Origin of the sequence: Klebsiella sp. WP4-W18-ESBL-05 (assembly GCF_014169075.1) — a bacterium.
GTDB classification, from domain to species: Bacteria; Pseudomonadota; Gammaproteobacteria; order Enterobacterales; family Enterobacteriaceae; genus Kluyvera; species Kluyvera ascorbata_B.
The window spans coordinates 4,409,134-4,434,794 of the sequence record NZ_AP022057.1 but is presented as its reverse complement, the minus strand read 5'-3'; the positions used below and the strand labels follow the sequence as shown (position 1 = coordinate 4,434,794).

Genomic DNA, 25,661 nt, shown 5'->3' with positions numbered 1-25,661 from the left:
GGTTTCCGATATTGTAGGCCGGATAAGGCGTTTACGCCGCCATCCGGCTATATCACCGCATCGTGCCGGACGACGCTTCGCTTATCCGGCCTACAGGGTGATGTAGGCCGGGATGCTGCGATTACGCGTCCGGGTACTCACGAATCAAACGCTCAACGTCTTCAACCATATGGTCGTTGCCGACGAAGAACGAACGGCGCTGGTGCAGACTTTCCGGCTGAATATCCAGAATGCGTTCTTTACCGTCGCTGGCCTTACCGCCGGCCTGTTCCGCCAGGAATGCCATCGGGTTGCACTCGTACAGCAGGCGCAGTTTCCCTTCCGGGTGGCTGGCGGTGCTTGGGTACAGGTAGATGCCGCCTTTCAGCAGGTTACGGTGGAAGTCGGCGACCAGAGAGCCGATATAGCGGGAGGTATACGGACGCTGCGTGGCTTTATCTTCTTCCTGGCAGAATTTGATGTATTTCTTCACGCCGTTAGGGAATTTGATGTAGTTCCCTTCGTTGATGGAGTAGGTGCTGCCGCGCTGCGGGAAGCGCATGCGCTCCTGACACAGGCAGAACACGCCCAGCGACGGGTCATAGGTGAAGGCATGCACGCCGCAGCCGGTGGTGTACACCAGCATGGTTGAGGAGCCATAAACCACATAGCCAGCGGCGACCTGGCGGTTACCCGGCTGCAGGAAGTCTTCTTCGGTAACCGGGGTGCCCACCGGGGTCACGCGGCGGTAGATAGAGAAGATGGTACCGACAGAGACGTTAACGTCGATGTTAGATGAGCCATCCAGTGGGTCCATCAGGACCACGTATTTTGCGTGCTCACAGCCGTCAAAGACGACGATTTCGTCTTCTTCTTCGGAGGCGATACCGGCGACGATATCACGTGCACGCAGCGCTGCTTTCAGTTTCTCGTTCGCGAACAGATCGAGCTTTTGTTGTACTTCTCCCTGTACGTTTTCAGCGCCGCTGGCACCCAGGATATCGACCAGACCGGCCTTGTTGATATCGCGGTGGATGATCTTGGCACCTAACTTTATTGCCGACAGCAAAGCAGTGAGCTCACCGGTAGCATGAGAGAACTCGTGCTGCTTCTCGACAATAAATTCACCTAACGTTTTCATAACACTTTCCCTGACAGTGGATGTTGAGTAAAACGGCTGCAACAATACTAACAAAGAATAAAAAAAAATCGCACAGGTGAATCGCGCCAGCAAACTACGGAATATCCTGAAATGCATTTCTCTGCCGGCAAACATATGGGTAAAATGCGGGGCAGATAAAAAAAGGATAGTGACGTATGCGCATTCATATTTTGGGTATTTGTGGCACCTTCATGGGCGGTCTGGCGATGCTGGCACGTTCGCTGGGTCACGAAGTCACGGGTTCGGATGCCAATGTGTATCCCCCGATGAGCACGCTGCTTGAAAAGCAAGGCATTGATTTAATTCAGGGCTATGACGCCAGCCAGCTTGATCCGCAGCCTGACCTGGTCATCATTGGCAACGCCATGACGCGCGGTAACCCGTGCGTGGAAGCGGTGCTGGAGAAGAACATTCCGTACATGTCCGGGCCGCAGTGGCTGCACGATTTCGTGCTGCGCGATCGCTGGGTCGTGGCCGTTGCCGGTACCCACGGTAAAACTACCACCGCCGGGATGGCGACCTGGATCCTCGAAGAGTGCGGCTATAAGCCGGGCTTTGTGATCGGCGGCGTGCCGGGCAACTTTGAGGTTTCCGCGCGTCTGGGCGACAGCCCGTTCTTCGTGATTGAAGCCGATGAATACGACTGCGCGTTCTTCGATAAGCGTTCTAAATTCGTGCATTATTGCCCGCGTACGCTGATCCTCAACAACCTTGAGTTCGATCATGCGGACATCTTCGACGATCTGAAAGCTATCCAGAAACAGTTCCACCATCTGGTGCGCATCGTTCCGGGCCAGGGCCGCATTATCCTGCCGGAAAACGACGCGAACCTGAAGCAGGTGATGGCGATGGGCTGCTGGAGCGAACAGGAGCTGGTGGGCGAACAGGGCCACTGGCAGGCGAAGAAACTCAATACCGACGCCTCCGAGTGGGAAGTGCTGCTCGACGGTGAAAAAGTCGGCGAAGTGAAGTGGGGCCTGGTCGGCGAACACAACATGCATAACGGGCTGATGGCGATTGCCGCCGCGCGTCATGTGGGTGTGACCCCGGCCGATGCGGCCAACGCGCTGGGTAGCTTTATTAACGCCCGCCGCCGTCTGGAGCTGCGCGGTGAAGCTAACAGCGTTTGCGTTTACGACGACTTCGCACATCACCCAACGGCTATCCTCGCGACGCTGCAAGCGCTGCGCGGTAAAGTCGGCGGTACGGCGAAAATTATTGCCGTGCTGGAGCCACGCTCGAACACCATGAAAATGGGCGTCTGCAAAGACGACCTGGCGCCATCGCTGGGCCGCGCGGACGAAGTCTTCCTGCTGCAGCCGCAGCATATCCCGTGGCAGGTGGCGGAAGTGGCAGAGGCCTGCGTGCAGCCTGCGCACTGGAGCGCCGACGTGGATACGCTGGCGGATATGATCGTCAAAAGCGCCGAGCCAGGCGACCATATTCTGGTGATGAGTAACGGCGGCTTCGGCGGCATTCATCAGAAGCTGCTCGACGGGCTGGCGAAGAAAGCGCAGCAGGAGTAATTCGCTGATGTTGCGCTGAGCGGGTTTTCTCCCCTCACCCGAACCCTCTCCCCACGGGGGAGAGGGGACCGATCGAGCCGCTAGCACGGTCGGTTTTCTCCCTCGCCATGCGGGCAGAAGGCCCGGCCGGTTTTCTCCCTCGCCCGTTTTGGGAGAGGGCCGGAGTGAGGGGGCTCGCTCGATCCAGCCCTTTCCCCGGAATCCCAAAAAATGCTAACCGCTCAAAAAATTACCTCAACCGACTCCGTTTTCTTCCCCCCACTGGACACCCTATACACCCACGCCTTTCCCTGGCACGAACAGCGCGAACTCCCCGCCAAACAGCGCGCCCTCAACTCGCCGCACTACGCACTGGAAGCGTGGTTCGACGGTGAGCAGTTTATTGGCATGAGCGGATGCTGGACGTTTGACGGCTACGTCTACATTGAACATCTGGCGGTTGACAGCAGCCTACGCTCTCAGGGCTACGGCAAACGTCTGCTAGGGCAGATCCTCGAACGTGCGCCGAAAACGATTCTGGAAATTGACCCGTTGACCACCGACATTGCCCACAAGCGCCTGCGTTTTTATGAGGGCATGGGGTTCTTCGCTAACCCGTGGCCGCATACGCATCCGACCTATCACGCCGGTATCGCCGATCACGAATTAATTGTGCTGAGCTACCCGCAGCCGATTGATGAGGTGCAGTACCAGCGCTTCAACAGCGATTTACGTGATGTCGTCATGGGCCGGTAGGCCTGATAAGCGAAGCGCCATCAGGCGATGCAAGCGCAGATTGCCGGATGGCGGCGTAAACGCCTTATCCGGCCTACAGTCTGCGCCAACGTTAGCGAATGGCAAAAAAATACCCTCACGAAGAGGGCATTTTACGGAAGCTTAATCCTGGTGTTCCGATAGCTCGCGCAGATACTGGAAAATCTGGCGGGAAGATTTCGGCGGCTTGTTGCCAGCCTTTTCTTTCCTGGCGTTGCGTACCAGCGAACGCAGCTGCTGACGGTCGGCGTCAGGCCACAGGTTCATGACTTCTTCGATGGCTTCATCGCTGCCATCAACCATACGGTCACGCAGTTGCTCCAGCTTATGGAAAACAACAACCTGCTGGTTGTGGCGGTTTTTCAGCTTATCCAGCGCCTGGCGGAACGGCTCAACGTCGCGCTGGCGCAACATTTTACCAATCAGCTGCAGCTGGCGGCGACGGCCTTCCATTTTAATACGCTGCGCCAGCTCAATGGCGGCGCGCAGGTCGGCGTCCAGTGGGATCTTGTCCAGGGCGTTCTTCCCGAGATCCACCAGTTCCGCACCAAGCTTCTTCAGCTCTTCGGCGTCACGTTTAATTTCACTCTTGCTGACCCAGATAATTTCATCATCTTCGTCCTCGATATCATCACCGGGGACTTCGTCGAGCCAGTCTTCGGGCTGCTTTGTCATTTCAGGCTCCTTAAAAAAGAGGCTAATACTAACAGCTTGAGCGCATACTGAGAAAGGGTTCTCTGTTAGACTTCATTTAACTTTACCTCAGATTATGGCTTAGACGATGAAAGTGATCACACAAGTTGCGGAACAACGTATTGCGCTGGAAAAAGCAGTCTCCACGGCATTAGAGCTGGCGGCAGGTCAATCGGACGGCGCAGAAGTCGCGGTCAGCAAGACCACCGGTATCAGCGTCAGCACGCGCTACGGTGAAGTCGAAAACGTCGAATTCAACAGCGACGGCGCGTTGGGGATCACCGTTTATCACCAGAATCGTAAAGGCAGCGCGTCCTCTACCGACCTGAGCCCGGACGCCATTGCCCGTACCGTGCAGGCGGCGCTGGATATTGCGCGCTACACGTCGCCGGACCCGTGTGCGGGCGTGGCAGATAAAGAGCTGCTGGCCTTTGATGCGCCGGATCTCGACCTGTTCCACCCGGCGGAAGTCACCCCGGATGAGGCTATCGAACTGGCCGCGCGCGCCGAGCAGGCTTCGCTAAAAGCGGACAAACGCATTACGAATACCGAGGGCGGCAGCTTCAACAGCCACTACGGCATTAAGGTGTTCGGCAACAGCCACGGCATGCTGCAAAGCTACAGCTCCACCCGCCACTCGCTGTCGAGCTGCGTGATTGCCGAAGCCAACGGCGACATGGAACGCGATTACGCCTACACCATCGGCCGTGCGCTGGGCGACCTGCAAACGCCGGAGTGGGTAGGGGAAGAGTGCGCGCGCCGCACCCTGTCTCGCCTGGAACCACGTAAACTTTCCACCATGCAGGCGCCGGTTATCTTCGCTAATGAAGTCGCGACCGGGCTGTTTGGTCACCTGGTGGGCGCCATCGCCGGCGGCTCGGTGTACCGCAAATCCACCTTCCTGCTCGATTCCCTCGGCAAGCAAATTCTGCCGGAGTGGCTGACTATTGAAGAGCACCCGCATCTGCTGAAAGGGCTGGCCTCCACGCCGTTCGACAGCGAAGGCGTGCGCACCGAGCGTCGCGATATTATTAAAGACGGCATCCTCACCCAGTGGCTGCTGACCAACTACTCCGCGCGTAAGCTGGGCCTGAAGAGCACCGGCCACGCGGGCGGCATCCACAACTGGCGTATCAAGGGGCGCGGCCTGAGTTTTGAAAAGTTGCTTAAAGAGATGGGCACGGGTCTTGTCGTCACAGAACTGATGGGGCAGGGTGTTAGCGGCATCACCGGCGACTATTCACGCGGTGCATCCGGCTTCTGGGTTGAAAACGGCGAGATTCAGTATCCGGTGAGTGAAATCACCATCGCTGGCAACCTGAAAGACATGTGGCGCAATATGGTCACCATCGCCGACGATATTGAGACACGCAGTAATATTCAATGTGGTTCCGTACTGTTACCGGAGATGAAAATCGCCGGGCAGTAATCACGTGCCGGGCGCATCCTGCAGCGCCCGCTTACTTAAATAATAAAAAGGAAGTGAGCAATGCGTAAAAAACTGGTAGCGATGCTGGCGGTCTCCGCGCTGGCGCTGGGTTCGGCGTCGGCGTTTGCCGATCTGGGCGAAGATATGGACACCCTGGCGGAAAATCTGCAGATCGTGCAGAAGTCCACCGACGCCGGTGAGCTGAAAGCGGCGCTGACCAAGATGCGCACCGCAGCAGAAGATGCCAAAAAAGAGACCCCGCCGAAGCTGGAAGGCAAAGCGGCTGACAGCGCTGAAATGAAAGACTATCGCCACGGTCTGGATACCCTGATTGGTCAGATTGACGGGGCTTTGAAGCTGGCGAACGAGGGCAAAGTGAAAGAAGCTCAGGCCGCCGCGGAAGATTTCAAAACCACCCGCAACGAGAACCACAAGAAGTTCCGCTAATCCTTTCTCCGGAAGGTATCGCCCGATACCTTCCGTCTTTCTCTGCCGCAAAACTTCACCGATATCACACTTTTCACCTTCGTTTTACCATGCACTTTTCCAATGACCTTGTCCCACAGACGTGACATTCATCACGCGAATATATCGAAATCGTTATTTTCGTGGTGAATGTGTGAATCCGATCACTCAAGCCGTCTACCTTTCCACTTCGAAGTGGAAAACAACTCGCTACAAACTCCCACCCCCCGGCGTTAGGTTTATCCCCAGAGACATTAGCGGGGTAACACGAGTGAATAACGGAGCGGTAATACACGACGCAGGGGAGCAGGCGCTACAGACCGAACGGCTGGCCGACAAAATGTTGCAGCAGGTGTTCGCACTGTTACGCCGCCGCGACATCACCCCTAACGACGTGCAGGAGCAAATGCTGACCTCCCACGTGCGGGCCATGGCCCACCGGTCCATCAGCGGCGAGCCGCTGCCGGAAGTGGATGCCAGCCTGTTTGAAGAGATTTCTGACGATTCAATGATGCTTGCCCGTGAAGTGGTCGCGGAGTTCGGCAACCTGCCTGATGAAGAGGCGTGGCTGCTTTCCGTTCACTTCGAAGTAGCAAAAGACAACCTGTAAGGAGCAATAAATGGAACAGATCACCGTAGTCATTGGCGACCGCCTGGGTAAAGGACAAAAAGTGGCAGCTGGCGCGGAAAAAGCCGGTGCTCGTGCAGTTGTAGTACCGGGCGTAGCCGCCGACATGAAGCTGGGCGACATGATGAAGGCCGAGAACGCCACTTTCGGCATCTCCTTCTGCGGCAGCGGCGGCGCGGGCGCTATTACCGCACAGACTAAGTACGGCTACAAAGCAAAATACGGCATGCGTTCGGTGGAAGAAGGCGTGACGGCCATCAACGAAGGCTGCAACGTGCTGGGCTTCGGCTTTATGGACAAAGAAGAGCTGGGCGAACGCCTGGTAGAGGCCTGGAAGAAGAAGTACGGCGCTTGATATGAAAGAGCAATTCACCACCACGGTGAGGGTCACGGGCAAAGGCGAGAGCAAAACACGGGCGTTCGCCGATGCCCTGAACCACGTGCAGGCAGCGGTGATGAAAACATCATCGCGCATCCTACTGCGTATTGAGCCACAGGATGTGGCGGTTGTTCATGCGCGCGAAGCGGTACGAAAAGAGGCATTTTTATTCTTCTTTTTACGCCGTGAACGACGAACGTACAGCGTGGAGCTGGACGTTACCGTCAACGTGACCGCCATCGACATCGATAAAGTGGATTTCGTCACGCAAACCTGATTTTTACCAAAGGGTCAGACTATGTTCCTGATAATTTTAATAAAATCGCTCATTATCGGCGGCCTGGTTGGCGTCGGCGTGGGCGCCGGAGCGGCACGCATGTTTCATGCGCCCACCACGCAGGGGATGGGGGCGTTTCGTACGTTGGGCGAGCTGAACTCCTGTGAAGGCGATCCGGCTTCCCACTTCTCCTTTGGCCTCGGTTTCTTCTTTAACGCCTGGGCTTCTTCCGTTGCAGCAGGTTCTTTCACCCAGGACGTTGACCACCGCATTATCCCGAACTGGGGCGCGGCGGCGCTGATGATTAAGAATCGCAACGTCGGCGAGACGCTGCATGATCCGCGAAAAATGGCGATTGCCTGCGGCATCATCGGCATGATTGTGGTGGCCTTCCTCAACCTGACCGCCTCTTCCGTACCGCAGGCGCTGCAGGTGACGGCAGTTAAAGTACTGGTTCCGGCAGCCAACCTGCTGGTGAACACCGTGATGCCGGTTATTTTCTGGCTGGCGGCGATCGATGCGGGCAAAAAATCCGGCTTCTGGGCCACCATCTTCGGCGGCGCGGCGCAGCTGATTATGGGCAACGCCGTACCGGGCCTGGTGCTGGGTATTCTGATTGGTAAAGGCGTTGAAGAGAGCGGCTGGCACCGCGTGACCAAAGTGATGATGGGCGCCATCGTTGCGCTGTTCGTCCTGAGCGCCTTCTTCCGCGGTTTCGACATGAAGATGATTGAATCCTTCCACCTGACCGTACCGAACTGGCTGGATCTGATCCACAGCTCAATCAGCGGTAAATAACAGGAGCCTGATATGGAACAGAATAAAGGTTTTTGGTATGCCGACTGGTCGTTCCCGATCTTCGTTGGCCTGCTCTCTTCCGGCGTGTTTGCCGGGACGCACATGTACTACCTCTACGGCATTGGCGCCTTCAACGAAGTGGCCTTCGTGGCGATGCTGAAGGCCGGGATTGATACCGGGGCTTACGGCGCGGTGGCGGCGTTCGGCGCGAGCTTCCTGTTCGCCCGTATCATCGAAGGTTCGCTGGTGGGGATCCTTGATATCGGCGGCGCGATTCAAACGGGTGTCGGCCTTGGCGTCCCGGCGCTGCTGCTGGGCGCGGGCATCATGTTCCCGGTGACCAACTTTATCGCCTCCCTGATTACCGGGCTGGTGATTGGTCTGGCGATTGGCTACATCATCATCCTGGCGCGTAAGTTCACCATTAACCAGAGCGACTCCACCTACGGGGCCGACGTGATGATGGGCGCGGGTAACGCCTCCGGCCGCTTCCTTGGCCCGTTGATTATCCTCAGCGCCATGACCGCTTCGATTCCTATCGGTATCGGTTCGCTGGTGGGCGCGCTGCTGTTCTACATCTGGCAGAAGCCGATCACCGGCGGTGCGATCCTCGGGGCGATGATCCTCGGCTCCATCTTCCCGGTAGCGATTAGCTAAGTTTTGCGGTAGGCCGGATAAGGCGTAGCCGCCATCCGGCAACGCTGCCTGATGGCGCTGCGCTTATCAGGCCTACACGCCCCCCATTCCAACAGGAGAGAGATATGTTTGATTTACTCCTGCGCCGTGCGCGCCTCGTCGACGATACCCTGACTGATATCGCCATTCTGGACGGGAAAATCGCGGCGCTGGGCGAGATTAGCGCGCCTGCCCGTAAAACCGTGGTGCTGGACGGCAAATATTACGTCAGCGCCGGCTGGATTGACTCCCACGTCCACTGTTATCCGAATTCCCCGATTTATCACGACGAGCCGGACAGCGTGGGTATCGCCACCGGGGTCACCACGGTGATCGATGCGGGCAGCACCGGCGCCGACGACGTTGATGACTTTTATCAGCTGACCCGCAAAGCGGCGACCGATGTTTATGCGCTGCTCAATATTTCCCGCGTCGGGCTGATTGCCCAGAACGAACTGGCCAATATGGCCAATATCGATGCCGAAGCGGTGAAGCAAGCGGTAGCGCGCCACCCGGACTTTATCGTGGGTTTGAAAGCGCGCATGAGCAGCAGCGTGGTCGGCGAAAACGGTATTACGCCGCTGGAGCGGGGTAAAGCGATTCAGAAAGAAAACGGCGACCTGCCGCTGATGGTGCATATTGGCAACAACCCGCCAAACCTCGACGAGATTGCCGAACTGCTGAGTTCGGGCGACATCATTACCCACTGCTACAACGGCAAACCTAACCGCATTCTGACGCCGGAAGGTGAACTGCGCAGTTCTATCGTCCGGGCGCTGAAACGCGGCGTGCGTCTGGACGTCGGTCACGGCACCGCCAGCTTCAGCTTTGAAGTGGCCCGCCGGGCGATTGCGATGGGTATTTTGCCGCACACCATCAGCTCTGATATCTACTGCCGTAACCGCATCGACGGCCCGGTGCGCTCGCTGGCGCTGGTGATGTCAAAATTCCTCGCTATCGGTATGTCGCTACCGCAGGTGATTGACTGTGTGACCACTCACGCCGCCGACGGCCTTCGCCTGACGCACAAAGGGCGGCTGGTGGTTGGCTATGATGCGGACCTCACGCTGTTTACCCTCGCGCAGACGCCCACGGTGCTGGTGGATGCCGAAAAAGAGAGCCTACAGGCTAACAAGATTCTGCTGCCGCTTGCCGCGATTCGCGCGGGCAAGGGCTATTTGACCGAACAAGGGAGCGCGGAAAATGCCTTCGATTTTTGAGAAATACGATTTAAAACAAGTGATTAATACTTCAGGCCGTATGACGGCGCTCGGGGTGTCTACCCCGCGCCCGGAAGTGGTTGAAGCGGCGATGGCCGGGATGAACCAGTACTTTGAGATGAAAGATCTGGTCAATAAAACCGGTGCTTATATCGCGAAGCTGCTGGGTGTAGAAGGGGCGACGGTGGTGTCTTGTGCGTCCGCCGGTATCGCACAATCCGTGGCGGCGGTGCTGGTAAAAGACAGCGATTGGCTGCTGGAAAATTTGCACGTGACGCCGATTGAGAACAACGAAATTGTGCTGCCGAAGGGGCATAACGTGAACTTCGGCGCGCCGGTGGGAACGATGGTGGCGCTGGGCGGCGGCAAGCTGGTCGAAGCGGGCTATGCCAATGAGTGTTCTGCCGACCAACTGGCGGCAGCCATCACCCCGCGTACCGCGGCTATTCTGTACATCAAATCTCACCACTGCGTGCAGAAAAGCATGCTTAACGTCGCGCAGGCCGCGGCGGTCGCGCGCAGCCATAATGTGCCGCTGATTGTGGATGCGGCGGCGGAAGAGGATCTGCACGCCTACTACCAGGCGGGCGCTGACCTGGTTATCTACAGCGGTGCGAAGGCGATTGAAGGGCCGACCAGCGGGCTGGTGATTGGCAAAACCCAGTACGTCGAGTGGGTAAAACGTCAGTCGATGGGCATCGGCCGCGCCATGAAGGTGGGCAAAGAGGGCATTCTGGGCCTGACCTGCGCCATTGAACATTACCTGACGGCGACCAAAGAGAGCGGTGCTGAAATGGTGGCGAAGATGACGCCGTTTATCGCGCAGCTCAACACGCTTAACGGCGTGACCGCGCGCGTCGTCTGGGACAGCGCCGGGCGAGATATCGCGCGCGCAGAAATTAAATTTGATGAGGCGACGACCGGCGTGAATACCGGCGCGTTGGTCAACGCGCTGAAGCAGGGTGAATACGCTATCTATTTCCGCGGCTACAAGGCGAATGAAGGCATTATTGAAGCCGATGTTCGCAGCGTGGATGCCCAGCAGCTGGAGATTGTGGCTCGCCGTATTGCCGAAGTGTTGAACAAGGAGAATAACGCATGAAACTGACCCCAAACTTTTACCGTGACCGCGTCTGCCTGAACGTTCTGGCGGGCAGCAAACAGAACGCTAGCGAGATTTATGAAGCGGCGGAAGGTCATGTGCTGGTGGGCGTGCTCTCCAAAAACTATCCGGACATCGCCAGCGCGGTGGCCGATATGCGTGAATACGCAAAACGGATTGATAACGCGCTGTCTGTAGGTCTGGGCGCAGGCGACCCGAACCAGTCGGCGATGGTCAGCGAAATTTCCCGTCAGGTGCAGCCGCAGCACGTTAACCAGGTCTTCACCGGCGTGGCAACCAGTCGCGCGCTGCTGGGACAGAGCGAGACCGTGGTCAACGGCCTGGTGTCGCCAACCGGTACTGTCGGCATGGTTAAAATCTCCACCGGCCCGCTCTCCAGCAACGCGCCGGACGGCATTGTGCCGCTGGAAACCGCCATTGCCCTGCTGAAGGATATGGGCGGCAGCTCAATCAAATACTTCCCGATGGGCGGCCTGAAACACCGCGACGAATTTATTGCCGTGGCCGAAGCCTGCGCGCGGCATGACTTCTGGCTGGAACCTACCGGCGGGATCGATCTGGAAAACTACGGTGAAATCCTGAAAATTGCGCTGGATGCTGGGGTAAGCAAAATTATCCCCCATATCTATAGTTCGATTATTGATAAGGCGAGCGGCAATACCCGCCCGGCGGATGTGCGTCAGCTGCTGGATATGACGAAACAGCTTGTTAAGTAGTGCGATTAACCCCCTCACCCCGGCCCTCTCCCTATAGGGGAGAGGGAGAAAAACTACCGTGCCTTTTGCGCCTCTCGTGCGTAAACGCACCGAACGGTCCCCTCGCCCCTCAGGGGAGAGGGTTAGGGTGAGGGGGAAAACCCCCACCGAACCATCAAGGAGTCACCATGCCAACCGCTCGTCACCTGCTTGTTGCTTCACTCTCTCTGCTTGCCGCCAGCACCGCCGCGCAGACCCAGTACGCTTGGGTGGGCACCTACAACCCTAACGGCGAAGGTCTGTATCGATTTACCGTCGATGGAAAAACCGGCGAGCTGCGCGATAAAGCGCTCGTCAGTTCGCTACCGAACGTTGCGCAGCTGACCGTCAGCCAGGATGGCAAAACGCTTTACGCCGCCAGCGAGGTGGAAAAAGGCGTGGTGCAGGCGTGGCGCATTGCTGCGAACGGCGAGCTAAGCAGCCTGAATCAGGTGGCTTCCGGCGGCGCGGGCCCGGTTTATCTTTCGCTTACGCCAAATGGCCGTCATCTTCTGGTGGCAAACTATGTCAGCGGCTCGATTGCCGTCCTGCCGGTGAAAGAGGACGGTAGCCTTGGCGAGGCGGTGGATGTGCATCAGGATCAAGGTCCTGCGGGGGCTGCGCGCCCAGCGGCGGCCGTCGAAGGTAGCTTTGCTATCAGCGATCATAACGGCCCGCATGCGCATATGGTGGCCGCCGATCCGAGCGGGCGGTTTGTTTACTCCACCGATCTGGGGTTGGATCGTCTCTACCAATACCGCATGGACAGCGCCAGCGGCAAGCTCACGCCGAACGATCCGCCGTTTATCGCCGCCTCTTCCGCCGGGGCCGGTCCACGGCACTTCGTCTTTACGCCTGCGGGTGATGGACTCTGGTTGATTAACGAAGAGGCTTCCACGCTGACTTTCTATCACCTTGATAAACAAAGCGGGGTGCTGCGTGAAGGTAAAACGATCTCGGCATTGCCGAAAGCGTACAAAGGCACCAGCTTTGCTGCGGGCCTGGTGCTGAGCCCGGACGGTAAGCAGCTCTACGTGGCTAACCGTCTGCATAACAGCATCGCTCACTTTAGCGTGATGGCCGATGGCAGCCTGACGCATCAAGAGGATATCTGGACGCGCGGGGACTATCCGCGAACGCTAACGCTTGATAAACAAGGACATTGGCTATACGTCATGAATCAGCGTAGTGATAATATTACCCGTTTTAGCGTCGCGCCGAAGGACGGCCGGCTGACGTTTTTACCGGACTATACCCCGGTAGGCAGCCCATCGCAGATGGTGATTTCTGCTCAACCTTAAGCCATAACATCAAGGAACCGACATGCGATTTCCCAATCAACGTTTAGCGCAACTCTTCACTCTGCTGCAAAACGAAACGCTGCCCCAGGACGAACTGGCGCAGCGGCTGTCGGTTTCAACCCGCACCGTGCGCGCCGATATTACGGCGCTCAACGCGCTTTTGCATCAGTACGGCGCACAGTTCGTTCTCGCGCGCGGCAGCGGTTATCAGCTGAAAATTGACGACCCTTCGCGCTATCAGGCGCTGGAAGCATCGGCGCCTAAGCCGCAGCTGCATATACCCCGCACCGTCCAGGATCGCGTGCATTTTCTGCTGGTACGCTTTTTGACCTCAGCGTTTTCCATTAAGCTGGAAGACCTGGCCGATGAGTGGTTCGTCAGCCGGGCAACGCTACAAAATGACATGGTCGACGTTCGTGAGCGCCTCGCGCGTTATCAGCTTACGCTGGAGACGCGCCCGCGCCATGGGATGAAGCTGTTCGGTAGCGAAGTGTCGATTCGTGCCTGCCTGACCGATTTACTGTGGGAGCTGAGCCAGCAAGGGGCGTTAAACCCGGTGGTTCACGAAGGCGTATTTGATGCGAGCGTTCCCACGCTGCTGGAAGGCGTGCTGCAGGAGGTATTACCTCGCCATCATGTTCGCGTAACCGATGAAGGCGAGCGCTTTATCTGTCTGTACGGCGCCGTGGCGGTACGTCGGGTGAGTGAAGGTTTTCCGTTGGCGGATTTCAGCGCGGAAGAGGTCGCGCAGAACGTGCGCGATGCTGCCCATGAGGTTGCCCTCGCCCTGCAGCAGCTGGCGGGAAAGCCCTTTTCGTCGGCGGAAGAAGCCTGGCTCTGCGTGCATCTTGCCGCTCGCCAGGTGCAGGACGTCGACCCGGAAACCATCAGCGCGGACGACGACGAAGCGCTGGTGAATTACATCCTGCGCTACATTAACCAGCAGTATAACTACAACCTGCTGGACGATGCCCAACTGCACGCTGACCTGCTCACCCATATCAAGACGATGATCACCCGCGTGCGCTATCAGATAATGATCCCCAATCCGCTGCTCGATAATATTAAGCAGCACTACCCGATGGCGTGGGATATGACGCTGGCGGCGGTATCGAGCTGGGGAAAATATACGCCGTATACCATCAGCGAAAACGAAATCGGTTTTCTGGTGCTGCACATCGGCGTAGGGCTTGAGCGCCATTACAACATTGGCTATCAGCGCCAGCCAAAGGTGCTGCTGGTTTGTGATGCGGGTAATGCGATGGCGCGTATGATCGAGGCTATTTTGCAGCGCAAATACCCGCAGGTGGAAATCGCTGCCACGCTCTCCCAGCGTGATTACGAACAGCGGGAGACCATCGCCGAAGACTTTGTCATCTCGACGGTGCGTATCAGTGAAAAAGACAAACCGATTGTGACGATTGCCCCGTTCCCAACCGACTATCAGCTGGAACAAATTGGCAAGCTGGTGCTGGTGGATCGGACGCGTCCGTTTATGCTGAATAAGTACTTTGACGCTGCGCATTTCCGGGTCATCGACGGGCCGCTCGACCAGCAAAGCCTGTTTGCCGAGCTGTGTCAGCAGCTGCAGCAGGAAGGATTTGTTGATGCGGAGTTTTATGACTCGGTGGTGGAGCGTGAAGCGATAGTCAGCACGATGCTTGGCGACGGCATTGCGTTACCGCACGCGCTGGGTCTGCTCGCGAAAAAGACCGTGGTCTACACCGTCATTGCGCCTGACGGTATTGCCTGGGGCGATGAAACCGCCCACATCATTTTCCTGCTGGCGATCAGTAAAAGCGAGTATGAAGAGGCGATGGCGATTTACGATATTTTCGTCACCTTCCTGCGCGAGCGCGCCATGGCCCGGCTGTCGGCCACCCGCAGTTTTGATGAGTTTAAAACGGTGGCGATGGAGTGCGTCAGCCGGTTTTAAACGGCTGACGAAAGCGATTAGCGCAGGTGGTGCACCACCTGATTACTGCTGCCGCGCCAGATCAGCGACGGGTCTTTTAAATCCTGCACAAACTTACCGTCAACCAGCACGTTGATAAGGTCGACGACCTCCCTCTGTGCGGCATCGAGTTCGTCAATCTTATAGCCGGTCCAGACCCAGATATCTTTGCCGGGGCATTCGGCGCGGATGCGCTGAACCAGCTGGAGAATTTCCGGCACGTTCTGCGGATGCAGCGGGTCGCCGCCGGAGAGCGAAATCCCCTGACGCTTGACGCGGGTGTCGTTGAGGTCGGCGATAATGCGGTCGGCCATTTCGGTCGTAAACGGCTGGCCGGAGTTCACCCGCCAGGTGCTCTTGTTGTAGCAGCCGGGGCATTCGTGCACGCAGCCGGAAACAAACAGCGTGCAGCGCGTGCCGGGGCCGTTGACGATATCAACCGGGTAATATTGATGGAAGTTCATTTTCGCGTTCCAGATTTTCGGCCAGCATACGGCCGTACAGCGAGCGGTAAAACGGTCCCCTCTCCCCTGTGGGGAGAGGGTTAGGGTGAGGGGATAACCGCTCGGCCTTAACCGAGCTGCCCGTTACCCAGGTGCTTAACGCGGCGCTTAACTTCTTCCTGCTTACCGGCGTTGAACGGACGCGCGTCCGGGCTGCCGAGGTAACCGCACACGCGGCGGGTAACGGAGACGCGGGCTGCGTCGTGGTTACCGCATTTCGGGCAGGTGAAGCCTTTGCTGGTGCACTCGAACTCACCGGTAAAGCCGCACTCGTAGCATTCGTCGATCGGCGTGTTGGTGCCGTAGTACGGCACGTGCTGATAGCTGTAATCCCACACGTCTTCCAGCGCCTTCAGGTTGTGTTGGATGTTCGGGTACTCGCCGTAGCAAATGAAGCCGCCGTTGGCCAGCGGTGGGTACGGTGCTTCGAAGTCGATCTTGTCGTACGGGTTAACCTTTTTCTCCACGTCGAGGTGGAAGCTGTTGGTGTAGTAGCCTTTATCCGTCACGCCTTCCACCACGCCAAATTCTGCGGTGTCGAGACGGCAGAAGCGGTCGCAGAGGTTTTCGCTCGGCGTGCTGTACAGGCTGAAGCCGTAGCCGGTTTCGTCTTTCCACTGGTCAACTGCATCGCGCAGACGCTGAACAATCGCCACGCCTTTCTCACGCAGCATTTCGCTGTCGTACATATGCTGATTGCCGAACAGCGCGTTGATGGTTTCGTGGATGCCGATATAACCCAGCGAAATAGATGCGCGGCCGTTTTTGAAGATTTCGGATACGTCGTCGTCGGCTTTCAGGCGCACGCCGCACGCCCCTTCCATGTACAGGATTGGCGCCACGCGGGCTTTCACCCCTTCCAGACGCGCAATGCGGGTCATCAGCGCTTTACGCGCCAGCACCAGGCGCTCGTCCAGCAGCGCCCAGAATGCCGCTTCGTCACCTTTGGCTTCCAGCGCGATGCGCGGTAGGTTCAGGCTGATCACGCCCAGGTTGTTACGCCCGTCGTGTACCTGTTCGCCGTTCTCGTTTTCCCACACGCCGAGGAAGCTGCGGCAGCCCATCGGGGTTTTAAACGAACCGGTGACTTTAACCACCTGATCGTAGTTGAGAATATCCGGGTACATGCGCTTGCTTGCGCACTCCAGCGCCAGCTGTTTAATGTCGTAGTTGGCATCGCCAGGCTTGTGGTTCAGGCCGTCGCGGATCGCGAAGACCAGCTTCGGGAACACCGCAGTTTTGCGATTTTTGCCGAGGCCCGCGATGCGGTTACGCAGAATGGACTGCTGAATCAGGCGCGATTCCCAACTGGTGCCGAGGCCGAAACCGAAAGTCACGAACGGCGTCTGGCCGTTGGCGGTATGCAGCGTGTTAACTTCATACTCCAGTGACTGGAAGGCGTCGTAGCACTCTTTCTCGGTGCGGGTACGCGCATACTCTTCGGCGTTTGGAATCTGCCATTCGTCGGCAATTTTGCGGTGTTTGTTGAAGCTTTCGGTCACGAACGGCGCCAGCACTTCATCAATACGGTTAATGGTGGTACCGCCGTAAATGTGGCTGGCAACCTGCGCGATGATTTGTGCGGTAACCGCCGTAGCGGTCGAGATGGATTTCGGCGGCTCGATTTCCGCGTTACCCATTTTGAAGCCCAGCGTCAGCATGCCTTTCAGATCGATCAACATGCAGTTGAACATCGGGAAGAACGGCGAGTAGTCGAGGTCGTGATAGTGAATCACGCCGCGCTCGTGCGCCATCACCACGTCATGCGGCAGCAGGTGCTGGCGGGCGTAGTGCTTGGCGACGATACCGGCCAGCAGATCGCGCTGGGTCGGGATGACTTTACTGTCTTTGTTGGCGTTTTCGTTGAGCAGCGCCGAGTTGGTCTGCTCGACCAGACCACGAATTTCCTGGTTCAGGCGGCCGCGCTTCTCGCGCTGGCTATCGCGGTCGTGGCGGTATTCGATATAGGAACGAGCCAGCTGTTTGTACGGCCCGGACATCAGCTGGTTCTCAACGGCGGTCTGGATTTCGTTGATATCAACCTGCGCCTGGCCCTGCATTTGTTGGCTTACGATTGCTGCGACGGTGGCGCAATAATCTGCGTCATCGACTCCCGCTGCTTTAGCTGCACGCAGAATTGCTTCTTTGATGCGCTCTGATTTGAACGGCACTTTACAGCCATCTCGTTTCATCACATGCGGTGTCATGATCACTCCATTATTTATAAGAACAGGTTATCCACAGAAGTGGGAAAACGGTGAATGGCGTAATGGTGCTATTAACCAATACTTTCCCCCACTCGCGGCCCAGGTTATCCACATACCGGCTATTTTTTGGTAATTCTCATTGTGGCAATAATAGTCGATAAACACCATATGTTGGGCCGGGGTGCATTTTAAGTTCTATATGTAGTGATTTGCATCAAACTTGTTTGCGCTTTTATTGATTCAGGACAAAGTAAAAATGCGAGAGTACATATGGCAGGCGTTATGGATTATGTAAATTTTATTGCGCAATAAATGTCCAGAAAAGGGCGTGGAAACAGCGAGATGCAGGCAGGCCCGGCAGCACAGCGCTACCGGGCAGGATGCTTAGCCCTGAAGCCACCAGATAGCTTCAAACGGACGCAGGGTGATGGCGGTAGGGGAGGCTGCGGCATCGTCGTAGTTGCTCATCAGCACGCGCGCATCGGCAAGGTCTTCCGTTGGCTGCCACGTCTGGTGCTCACCGCTGAGGTTGGCAAGCACCAGCAGCGTTTGCCCTTGCCACTGACGGCGGTAGCACCACAGAGAAGGATGTTCTGGCAGCAGATCCTGATAGTCACCCCAGGTCAGCACCGGCTGCGACTTGCGCAGCGCAATCAGCTGCTGGTAGGCATAGAACACCGAATGCGGATCGGCCAGCGCGCGCTCAACGTTGATGTCGGCGTAATTATCGCAGACGCCAATCCACGGTTCGCCGCGGGTAAAGCCGGCGTTGGTGCTGGCATCCCACTGCATCGGCGTGCGGCTGTTGTCGCGTGATTTGCTGGCCAGGATCGCCAGCAGCTCATCGGCGCGTTGCCCCTCTGCCAGCCGCTCGGCGTACATATTGTGGCTTTCTACGTCGCGATACTGCTCAATCGTAGCGAAATGCGGGTTGGTCATGCCAATCTCTTCGCCCTGATAGATATACGGCGTGCCCTGCATGCCGTGTAGCACCATAGCGAGCATTTTGGCGGCGGTGACGCGGTGCTCGCCTTCATCGCCAAAGCGCGAGACGATGCGCGGCTGGTCGTGGTTACACCAGAACAGCGCGTTCCACGCCCGGTTGTGCATTCCCTGCTGCCAGTGGCTGAACAGGGTTTTCAGCGCGACGTAGTCCGGGCGCGCCAGCGTCCACTTCTCGCCGCCCGGGTAGTCGACCTTGAGGTGGTGGAAATTGAACGTCATCGACAGCTCTTTACCGTCGAGCGAGGCGTACTGCTGACAATTTTCCAGAGAGGTTGAGGACATCTCGCCGACGGTCATCAGCTGGCGCGGGGTAAAGACGTCGCGGCTGAACTCCTGGAGGAATTCATGGGCGCGTGGGCCATCGGTATAGAAGCGGCGGCCGTCACCCTGATGGTCGTCCGGGAAGGATTGATCCTTGGAGATCAGGTTGACGACGTCGAGACGCAGGCCGTCGACGCCGCGATCGGCCCAGAACTCGCAGACCTTTTTCAGCTCGGCGCGCACCGCGTCGTTTTCCCAGTTGAGGTCCGCCTGCTCGGTGGCGAACAGGTGCAGATAGTACTGGCCGCTCTCGGCGTCCCACTGCCAGGCGTTACCGCCAAACTTGGAACGCCAGTTGTTCGGCGGCGCGTCCGGCGTACCGTCGCGCCAGATGTAAAACGAGCGGTAAGGGCTCTCTTTTTTACGCGATTCTTTGAACCATGCGTGATGCGTTGAGGTGTGATTCAACACCATGTCGAGCACGATGCGGATACCGCGCTGGTGCGCCTCGGCAACCAGTTGATCGAAGTCGTCGAGCGTACCGTAAGACGGATCGATCGCCGTATAGTTGGCGACGTCATAACCGTTGTCGACCTGCGGTGAGACGTAGAACGGGGTCAGCCAGATGGCGTCGATGCCGAGTTTTTGCAGGTAGTCGAGACGAGACGTCACACCGCGCAGATCTCCCGTGCCGCGGCCGGTGGTGTCCTGAAAGCTCTTCGGGTAAATCTGGTAGATAACGCCGTTTTGCCACCAGTGGGGAAGTGTATTCATGGGATTGTCCTTTAAGAAGGCGAAGGGGCGCAATTGCGCCCCGAACAGAGTTGAGATTTACACGACCGGCAGCGTGCCCTGACGCAGCTTGCGCTTGTACACCGCCATGGTCAGAAGGATGGGCACCACGACGGCGATAATCATCGCAAGGCTGTAGATGCCCCAGAAGGCCGGTTTAATGGACAGAATGCCCGGCAGGCCGCCGACGCCGATACCGTTCGCCATCACGCCATACAGGCCGCACAGCAGGCCGGCGATGCCGGAGCCAATCATGGCGCAGAGCATCGGGAAGCGATACTTCAGGTTGATCCCGTACATCGCCGGTTCGGTGACGCCAAGGTAGGCGGAAATGGCCGCCGGGACGGAGATCTCACGTTCATTCGCCTTACGGCTGCAAATGATGATGCCGACAACCGCAGAAGCCTGTGCGATGTTAGACAGGGCAATCATCGGCCATACCGGGGTGCCGCCCATGCTCTGGATCATCTGCATATCAATCGCCAGCGTAGTCTGGTGCACGCCGGTAATCACCAGCGGCGCATACAGGAAGCCAAACAGCGCGGCGCCAATTGGCGCGAAGCTGCCGGTCATCAGGTGACGAACGGCAAAGGCCACGCCGTCGCCAATCCAGCGGCCGAACGGGCCGATGATGGCGTGAGCAAGGAATACGGCGAGAATGATGGAACACACCGGCACGATCACCAGGTACAGGTAGTCAGGCACGATGCGTTTCAGGCGCGTCTCAATAAAGCCGAGCGTCAGGCCTGCCAGCAGCGCCGGGATGACCTGAGCCTGGTAGCCGACTTTGGCAATGGTAAACAGGCCGAAGTTCCACACTTCCGGTACCTGCTGGCCTAGCATGTAGGCGTTCATCAGCTGCGGTGACACCAGGGTGACGCCCAGCACGATGCCGAGAATCGGCGTACCGCCCATTTTCTTCACCGCCGACCAGCAGATGCCTACCGGCAGGTAGAAGAAGATGGCTTCGCCAATCAGCCATAAGAAGTCATAAATGGTTTGCAGCGACGGATGCATCTGCGCCAGCGTCTGGCCGTTGCTCATCGGCAGGTCGCCGATGACGTTGCGGAAGCCTAAGATCAGACCCCCGCTGATCAGCGCCGGCAGCAGCGGGAAGAAGATTTCCGCAAAGTGGGAAATTAACTGCTCGTGCCATTTCATATTCTGGCGTGCTGCCAGCTTGGCCTGTTCTTTATCCGCCTCTTTTTGCCCGGTGGTCGCCAGTAAAGCCTGATAGTAGTCGCCTACTTCGGTGCCGATAACGACCTGGAACTGCCCTGCGTTGGTAAAGCAGCCCTTTACCATCGGCAATTCTTCAATGGCTTTCGGGGAGGCTTTGGCCGGATCGTTCAGCACAAAGCGCAGGCGCGTGATGCAGTGGCTGACGGTCGCGATATTGTCGCGTCCGCCGACCAGTTCGATAAGTTTATCGATGTTCTTTTGGTCTATTTTTTTGCTCATGATAGGGCCTTCAAACAGAGATAAGATCTCCCCGATAGCCGTCAATGCAGACTGCCGTTACGCTGGCGATCCGACGGGCTCAGGATATGAATCGTGAGTAATACGCTGAATATAAGCGTAGCGGGTTTATCGTTTATGGAGAATGGGAACGTTCCCGAAACGTTGCAACGATCACACTAAAGCTGACATTACGCTTAGGCGAGAACGGCGGGGATCACTATCTGTTTCGGCTCGCTGCGCCCGCCGATCAGGGTAACCAGCTGCTCTGCGGCGCGGCGTCCAGCCTCGGCGTAGCCGGGATCGACGGTAATAATTTCCGGGTGCAGGAACTTGGTGAGCGGAGTATTACCAACGCTCGCCAGCTGCACGCTATTGATGCGCTGCTCTTGCAGGTACTTGCTGGCGCCCAGGGCCAGCGTATCGGTAGCGCAAATGAGTGCGGTGGTCTCTGGGGTGAGTACCTGGCGGGCGAAGTCGTAGCCCTGTTTCATCGCCAGGCCGGGCAGCGCGGCGACCGGCGTCAGCTGATGACGCTGGCAGAAGTCCTGATAGGCATCGTAACGGCGCTGGCCAGTGGTGACGTCGCTGGTCGGCACGCCGAGGAAGCTGATATGACGATGCCCCTGTTTATACAGTCGCTGCATCAACTGCGTGATGGCACCGTTATCGTCATAGCAGACGGAAGAGAAGCCGCTGGCGTCGCGGGCAATGAGTACCAGAGAGGGCTGCCAGTTGGCCAGCGTCTCTTCATTGACGCCGGTAAAACCAAACAGAATGACGCCGTCGATATTGCGGCGCTTCAGCATCGCCAGATGCTCCGCCACTTTCTCTGGCGAGAACTGGCTTTCCATCATGATCGGGTCGTAGCCCTGCTCGTAGAATGCGGGCAGCATGGTTTGCACCGCCAGATTTTCAGAGAGCGAATCCAGACGCGTAACGATGATGGCGACCACTTTATCGCTTTGCCCGCGCATGGCGCGCGCGGAGCGGGAAGGGGAGAAACCGTGTTGCATCATTACCGCTTCAACGCGCTCGCGGGTGCGTTCGCTGACGCCGCTTTCGTTGTTCAGCACGCGGGACACGGTTGATTTGCCAACACCACTCAGGCGAGCGATATCTTTGATAGTCAGCCGATCTTGCATAGCGTTGCCCCGCGTGAATATTTTTACCGTCAGACCAGATGGTTGACGTGTTGTTGAATGACTTGCCGTTATTATATCGCTCAAATAGTCACAAAACTTATGATTTTCTGCGTATAATTCGCGGCGTTTTATTTCATCAACCTTACCGGAGGCTTTATGGATCCCGATCCCACACCTCTCTCGTGCTGGAGAGTAACCTACCGGTAAGTCAGTATTGCGCTGCCTTGCCGATGACGTGAGGCAGTGACATTCCACAATCGTGTCCCTGCAATAAAAATTGAGTGCCTGTGCGGTACAGATTGACTGTACCCGTGGGTCTGACTGCGTCTGCCAGCGGTAGTCGCAGGGGGATTTTGTATGCTGAAAAATTTAACCCGGCAGCTGTTTGCACAGCTTGGCCGCCATTTGCCGCGCCGTTTAGTCCAGCGCGATCCGATGCCCACTCAGCAAAGCGTCGCCAATACGCCGATTCCACCGTCGCTTAGCGAGCACTGCCTGAAAATGGCTCAGCTCAGCGAGCGCGAGCTGTGGCAGGCGTTTCATAGTCATCCGGAAGGGCTGAATGCCGCCGAAGTTGAGCAGGCGCGCGCTGCCCACGGTGAAAACCAGTTGCCGGCACAGCAGCCGCAGCCGTGGTGGGTGCATCTGTGGCTGTGCTATCGCAACCCGTTCAACATCCTGCTGACCGTACTGGCCGCCGTTTCCTATGCGACTGAAGATCTGTTTGCTGCCGGCGTGATTGTGCTGATGGTGGGCATTTCCACGCTGCTCAATTTCGTTCAGGAAGCGCGCTCAACCAAAGCCGCCGATACCCTGAAAGCGATGGTCAGCAACACCGCGACGGTACTGCGCGTTATCAATGAAAAGGGCGAGAGTAGCTGGGTTGAACTGCCCATCGACCAGCTGGTGCCGGGCGACATCATTAAGCTGGCGGCTGGCGATATGATCCCCGCCGATCTGCGTGTGATTCAGGCGCGCGATCTGTTCGTCGCGCAGGCTTCGCTGACCGGTGAATCGCTGCCGGTAGAGAAGGTGGCGCGTACCCGAGAGCCGCAGCAAACTAACCCGCTGGAATGCGACACCCTGTGCTTTATGGGCACTAACGTGGTGAGCGGCACCGCGCAGGCGATGGTGATTGCCACCGGGGCCAACACCTGGTTTGGGCAACTGGCCGGTCGCGTGAGCGAGCAGGAGAGCGAGCCGAACGCCTTCCAGAAGGGCATCAGCCGCGTCAGTATGCTGCTGATCCGCTTTATGCTGGTGATGGCGCCAATTGTGTTGGTGATCAACGGTTATACCAAAGGCGACTGGTGGGAAGCGGCGCTGTTTGCCCTTTCCGTCGCCGTTGGCCTGACGCCGGAAATGCTGCCGATGATCGTCACCTCGACGCTGGCGCGCGGCGCGGTGAAGCTGTCGAAACAGAAAGTGATCGTCAAGCACCTCGACGCCATTCAGAACTTTGGCGCAATGGATATTCTGTGCACCGATAAAACCGGTACGCTGACTCAGGACAAAATCGTGCTGGAGAACCACACCGATATCTCCGGCAAGGTGAGCGAACGTGTGCTGCAAACGGCGTGGCTCAACAGCCACTATCAGACCGGGCTGAAAAACCTGCTGGATACCGCGGTGCTGGAAGGGGTCGATGAAGTGGCGGCCCGCGAGCTGTCTACCGCCTGGCAGAAAGTGGATGAGATCCCGTTTGATTTCGAACGCCGCCGCATGTCGGTGGTGGTGAGTGAAAAGCCGGACGTACATAAGCTGATTTGCAAAGGGGCGCTGCAGGAGATCCTGAACGTCTGTACTCAGGTGTATCACAACGGCGAAATTGTGCCGCTGGATGAGACCATGCTACGCCGCATCAAACGCGTGACCGATACCCTGAACCGTCAGGGGCTGCGCGTGGTCGCGGTGGCGAGCAAATATCTCCCGGCTCGCGAAGGCGACTATCAGCGCATTGATGAATCGGATCTGATCCTCGAGGGCTACATCGCGTTCCTCGATCCGCCGAAAGAGACCACCGCACCGGCGCTCAAGGCGCTCAAGGCCAGCGGCATCACCGTGAAAATTCTCACCGGTGACAGCGAACTGGTGGCGGCGAAAGTGTGCCACGAAGTGGGGCTGGATGCGGGTGATGTGATTGTCGGTAGCGAGATTGAACACCTGAGCGATGACGAGCTCGCGAAGCTTGCCCAGCGCACCACGCTGTTTGCTCGCCTGACCCCGATGCATAAAGAGCGCATTGTCACCCTGCTGAAACGCGAAGGGCACGTGGTGGGCTTTATGGGCGATGGCATCAACGATGCGCCTGCGCTGCGCGCGGCGGATATTGGTATTTCCGTGGACGGCGCGGTGGACATCGCCCGTGAAGCGGCCGATATCATCCTGCTGGAAAAGAGCCTGATGGTGCTGGAAGAGGGCGTGATCGAAGGCCGTCGTACCTTCTCGAATATGCTCAAGTACATCAAGATGACCGCCAGCTCTAACTTCGGTAACGTCTTCAGCGTGCTGGTGGCCAGCGCCTTCCTGCCGTTCCTGCCGATGCTGCCGTTACACTTACTGATTCAGAACCTGCTGTACGATGTATCCCAGGTGGCGCTGCCGTTTGATAACGTGGATGACGAACAGATTCGTAAACCCCAGCGCTGGAATCCGGCGGATCTCGGCCGCTTTATGGTGTTCTTCGGGCCGATCAGCTCCATCTTTGACATTCTGACCTTCTGTTTGATGTGGTGGGTGTTTAAGGCCAATACCCCGGAAATGCAGACGCTGTTCCAGTCCGGTTGGTTTATCGAAGGGCTGCTGTCGCAGACGCTGATTGTGCACATGATTCGTACCCGCCGCATTCCGTTCGTACAGAGCCGCGCCGCGTGGCCGCTGTTTGCGATGACGCTGCTGGTGATGGCCGTGGGCATCGCGCTGCCGTTCTCGCCGCTGGCAGGCTATCTGCAATTAGAAGCATTACCGCTGAGCTACTTCCCGTGGCTGGTGGCGATTCTGGTGGGCTACATGACCTTCACGCAGATGGTGAAAGGGTTCTTCACCCGCCGCTACGGCTGGCAGTAACCTCGATTGTAGGCCTGATAAGCGAAGCGCCATCAGGCAGAATGGCGCAGGTTGCCGGATGGCGGCTTCGCCTTATCCGGCCTACAGGGGGGATGTTGAAAACGCCACAGCCAAACAAAAAAGGCAGC

23 protein-coding genes are annotated in these 25,661 nt (G+C 57.6%); 16 read left to right on the top strand and 7 right to left on the bottom strand.

Annotation, left to right across the window (positions count from 1 at the left end):
• Positions 1 to 121 precede the first annotated feature (121 nt).
• Positions 122 to 1,120 (bottom strand): class 1 fructose-bisphosphatase, encoded by a 999-nt coding sequence (gene fbp, locus H7R58_RS21205; RefSeq protein WP_106927555.1) that lies wholly within the window; start codon positions 1,118 to 1,120, stop codon positions 122 to 124.
• Between the two features lie 176 nt (positions 1,121 to 1,296).
• Here fbp and mpl point away from each other — a divergent pair, with 176 nt between their 5' ends.
• Together mpl and H7R58_RS21195 are read left to right on the top strand one after the other, a co-directional pair.
• Positions 1,297 to 2,667, top strand: coding sequence for a UDP-N-acetylmuramate:L-alanyl-gamma-D-glutamyl-meso-diaminopimelate ligase (mpl, locus tag H7R58_RS21200; RefSeq protein WP_182929577.1), 1,371 nt, complete (start codon positions 1,297 to 1,299; stop codon positions 2,665 to 2,667).
• A gap of 210 nt (positions 2,668 to 2,877) precedes the next feature.
• Positions 2,878 to 3,402 carry a GNAT family N-acetyltransferase gene (locus H7R58_RS21195; RefSeq protein ID WP_182929576.1) on the top strand — a complete coding sequence of 175 codons (525 nt, stop codon included), beginning with the start codon at positions 2,878 to 2,880 and terminating at the stop codon, positions 3,400 to 3,402.
• Positions 3,403 to 3,543: 141 nt separating this feature from the next.
• On the opposite strand, the gene yjgA is transcribed toward H7R58_RS21195, so the two are convergent.
• Complete coding sequence (yjgA, locus tag H7R58_RS21190; RefSeq protein WP_182929575.1) at positions 3,544 to 4,095, bottom strand: ribosome biogenesis factor YjgA; 552 nt, start codon at positions 4,093 to 4,095, stop codon at positions 3,544 to 3,546.
• Positions 4,096 to 4,201: 106 nt separating this feature from the next.
• Between yjgA and pmbA the strand changes: the two genes are divergently transcribed.
• From pmbA to H7R58_RS21130, 12 genes are all read left to right on the top strand, one after another.
• Complete coding sequence (gene pmbA, locus H7R58_RS21185; RefSeq protein ID WP_182929574.1) at positions 4,202 to 5,542, top strand: metalloprotease PmbA; 1,341 nt, start codon at positions 4,202 to 4,204, stop codon at positions 5,540 to 5,542.
• Between the two features lie 60 nt (positions 5,543 to 5,602).
• Positions 5,603 to 5,989 carry a cytochrome b562 gene (gene cybC, locus H7R58_RS21180; protein WP_106927565.1) on the top strand — a complete coding sequence of 129 codons (387 nt, stop codon included), beginning with the start codon at positions 5,603 to 5,605 and terminating at the stop codon, positions 5,987 to 5,989.
• Positions 5,990 to 6,278: 289 nt separating this feature from the next.
• Positions 6,279 to 6,617 carry a glycine dehydrogenase gene (locus H7R58_RS21175; RefSeq protein WP_182929573.1) on the top strand — a complete coding sequence of 113 codons (339 nt, stop codon included), beginning with the start codon at positions 6,279 to 6,281 and terminating at the stop codon, positions 6,615 to 6,617.
• A gap of 10 nt (positions 6,618 to 6,627) precedes the next feature.
• Positions 6,628 to 6,990, top strand: a complete 363-nt coding sequence (locus tag H7R58_RS21170; protein WP_004206501.1) for an SFCGS family glycine-rich protein — start codon at positions 6,628 to 6,630, stop codon at positions 6,988 to 6,990.
• A gap of 1 nt (position 6,991) precedes the next feature.
• Complete coding sequence (locus tag H7R58_RS21165) at positions 6,992 to 7,291, top strand: DUF4312 family protein (RefSeq protein WP_182929572.1); 300 nt, start codon at positions 6,992 to 6,994, stop codon at positions 7,289 to 7,291.
• 21 nt (positions 7,292 to 7,312) lie between these two features.
• On the top strand, positions 7,313 to 8,089 hold the full coding sequence (locus tag H7R58_RS21160) for a DUF4311 domain-containing protein (RefSeq protein ID WP_065358445.1): 777 nt from the start codon (positions 7,313 to 7,315) through the stop codon (positions 8,087 to 8,089).
• A gap of 12 nt (positions 8,090 to 8,101) precedes the next feature.
• On the top strand, positions 8,102 to 8,746 hold the full coding sequence (locus H7R58_RS21155) for a DUF4310 family protein (protein WP_065358444.1): 645 nt from the start codon (positions 8,102 to 8,104) through the stop codon (positions 8,744 to 8,746).
• Positions 8,747 to 8,850: 104 nt separating this feature from the next.
• The gene (locus H7R58_RS21150) at positions 8,851 to 9,984 is read left to right on the top strand and encodes an amidohydrolase/deacetylase family metallohydrolase (protein ID WP_182929571.1); all 1,134 of its coding nucleotides are present in this window, start codon (positions 8,851 to 8,853) and stop codon (positions 9,982 to 9,984) included.
• Positions 9,968 to 11,086, top strand: a complete 1,119-nt coding sequence (locus H7R58_RS21145) for a DgaE family pyridoxal phosphate-dependent ammonia lyase (RefSeq protein WP_182929570.1) — start codon at positions 9,968 to 9,970, stop codon at positions 11,084 to 11,086. Before H7R58_RS21150 ends, H7R58_RS21145 begins: the two co-directional genes overlap by 17 nt.
• Entirely contained in the window at positions 11,083 to 11,823 is a 741-nt protein-coding gene (gene dagF / locus H7R58_RS21140; RefSeq protein ID WP_106927574.1) for a 2-dehydro-3-deoxy-phosphogluconate aldolase, read from the top strand. Before H7R58_RS21145 ends, dagF begins: the two co-directional genes overlap by 4 nt.
• 167 nt (positions 11,824 to 11,990) lie before the next feature.
• Entirely contained in the window at positions 11,991 to 13,142 is a 1,152-nt protein-coding gene (locus H7R58_RS21135; RefSeq protein WP_182929569.1) for a lactonase family protein, read from the top strand.
• 22 nt (positions 13,143 to 13,164) lie between these two features.
• The gene (locus tag H7R58_RS21130) at positions 13,165 to 15,078 is read left to right on the top strand and encodes a BglG family transcription antiterminator (protein ID WP_106927578.1); all 1,914 of its coding nucleotides are present in this window, start codon (positions 13,165 to 13,167) and stop codon (positions 15,076 to 15,078) included.
• Positions 15,079 to 15,095: 17 nt separating this feature from the next.
• Here the strand turns inward: H7R58_RS21130 and nrdG are convergent, their stop codons facing one another.
• The 5 genes from nrdG to treR all read right to left on the bottom strand — a co-directional run bounded on the left by nrdG (position 15,096) and on the right by treR (position 22,467).
• The gene (gene nrdG / locus H7R58_RS21125) at positions 15,096 to 15,560 is read right to left on the bottom strand and encodes an anaerobic ribonucleoside-triphosphate reductase-activating protein (RefSeq protein ID WP_106927580.1); all 465 of its coding nucleotides are present in this window, start codon (positions 15,558 to 15,560) and stop codon (positions 15,096 to 15,098) included.
• 107 nt (positions 15,561 to 15,667) lie between these two features.
• A complete protein-coding gene (nrdD, locus tag H7R58_RS21120; protein ID WP_182928407.1) occupies positions 15,668 to 17,806 on the bottom strand; it encodes an anaerobic ribonucleoside-triphosphate reductase in 2,139 nt (712 codons plus the stop codon).
• Between the two features lie 384 nt (positions 17,807 to 18,190).
• Positions 18,191 to 19,846, bottom strand: a complete 1,656-nt coding sequence (gene treC, locus H7R58_RS21115; protein ID WP_182929568.1) for an alpha,alpha-phosphotrehalase — start codon at positions 19,844 to 19,846, stop codon at positions 18,191 to 18,193.
• A gap of 57 nt (positions 19,847 to 19,903) precedes the next feature.
• Positions 19,904 to 21,325, bottom strand: a complete 1,422-nt coding sequence (gene treB / locus H7R58_RS21110; protein ID WP_182929567.1) for a PTS trehalose transporter subunit IIBC — start codon at positions 21,323 to 21,325, stop codon at positions 19,904 to 19,906.
• A gap of 194 nt (positions 21,326 to 21,519) precedes the next feature.
• The gene (treR, locus tag H7R58_RS21105) at positions 21,520 to 22,467 is read right to left on the bottom strand and encodes a trehalose operon repressor TreR (protein ID WP_106927588.1); all 948 of its coding nucleotides are present in this window, start codon (positions 22,465 to 22,467) and stop codon (positions 21,520 to 21,522) included.
• A gap of 156 nt (positions 22,468 to 22,623) precedes the next feature.
• Between treR and mgtL the strand changes: the two genes are divergently transcribed.
• The gene (gene mgtL, locus H7R58_RS25665; protein WP_219906270.1) at positions 22,624 to 22,674 is read left to right on the top strand and encodes a mgtA regulatory leader peptide MgtL; all 51 of its coding nucleotides are present in this window, start codon (positions 22,624 to 22,626) and stop codon (positions 22,672 to 22,674) included.
• A 150-nt stretch (positions 22,675 to 22,824) separates the two neighbouring features.
• Complete coding sequence (mgtA, locus tag H7R58_RS21100) at positions 22,825 to 25,533, top strand: magnesium-translocating P-type ATPase (protein WP_182928406.1); 2,709 nt, start codon at positions 22,825 to 22,827, stop codon at positions 25,531 to 25,533.
• Positions 25,534 to 25,661 lie beyond the last annotated feature (128 nt).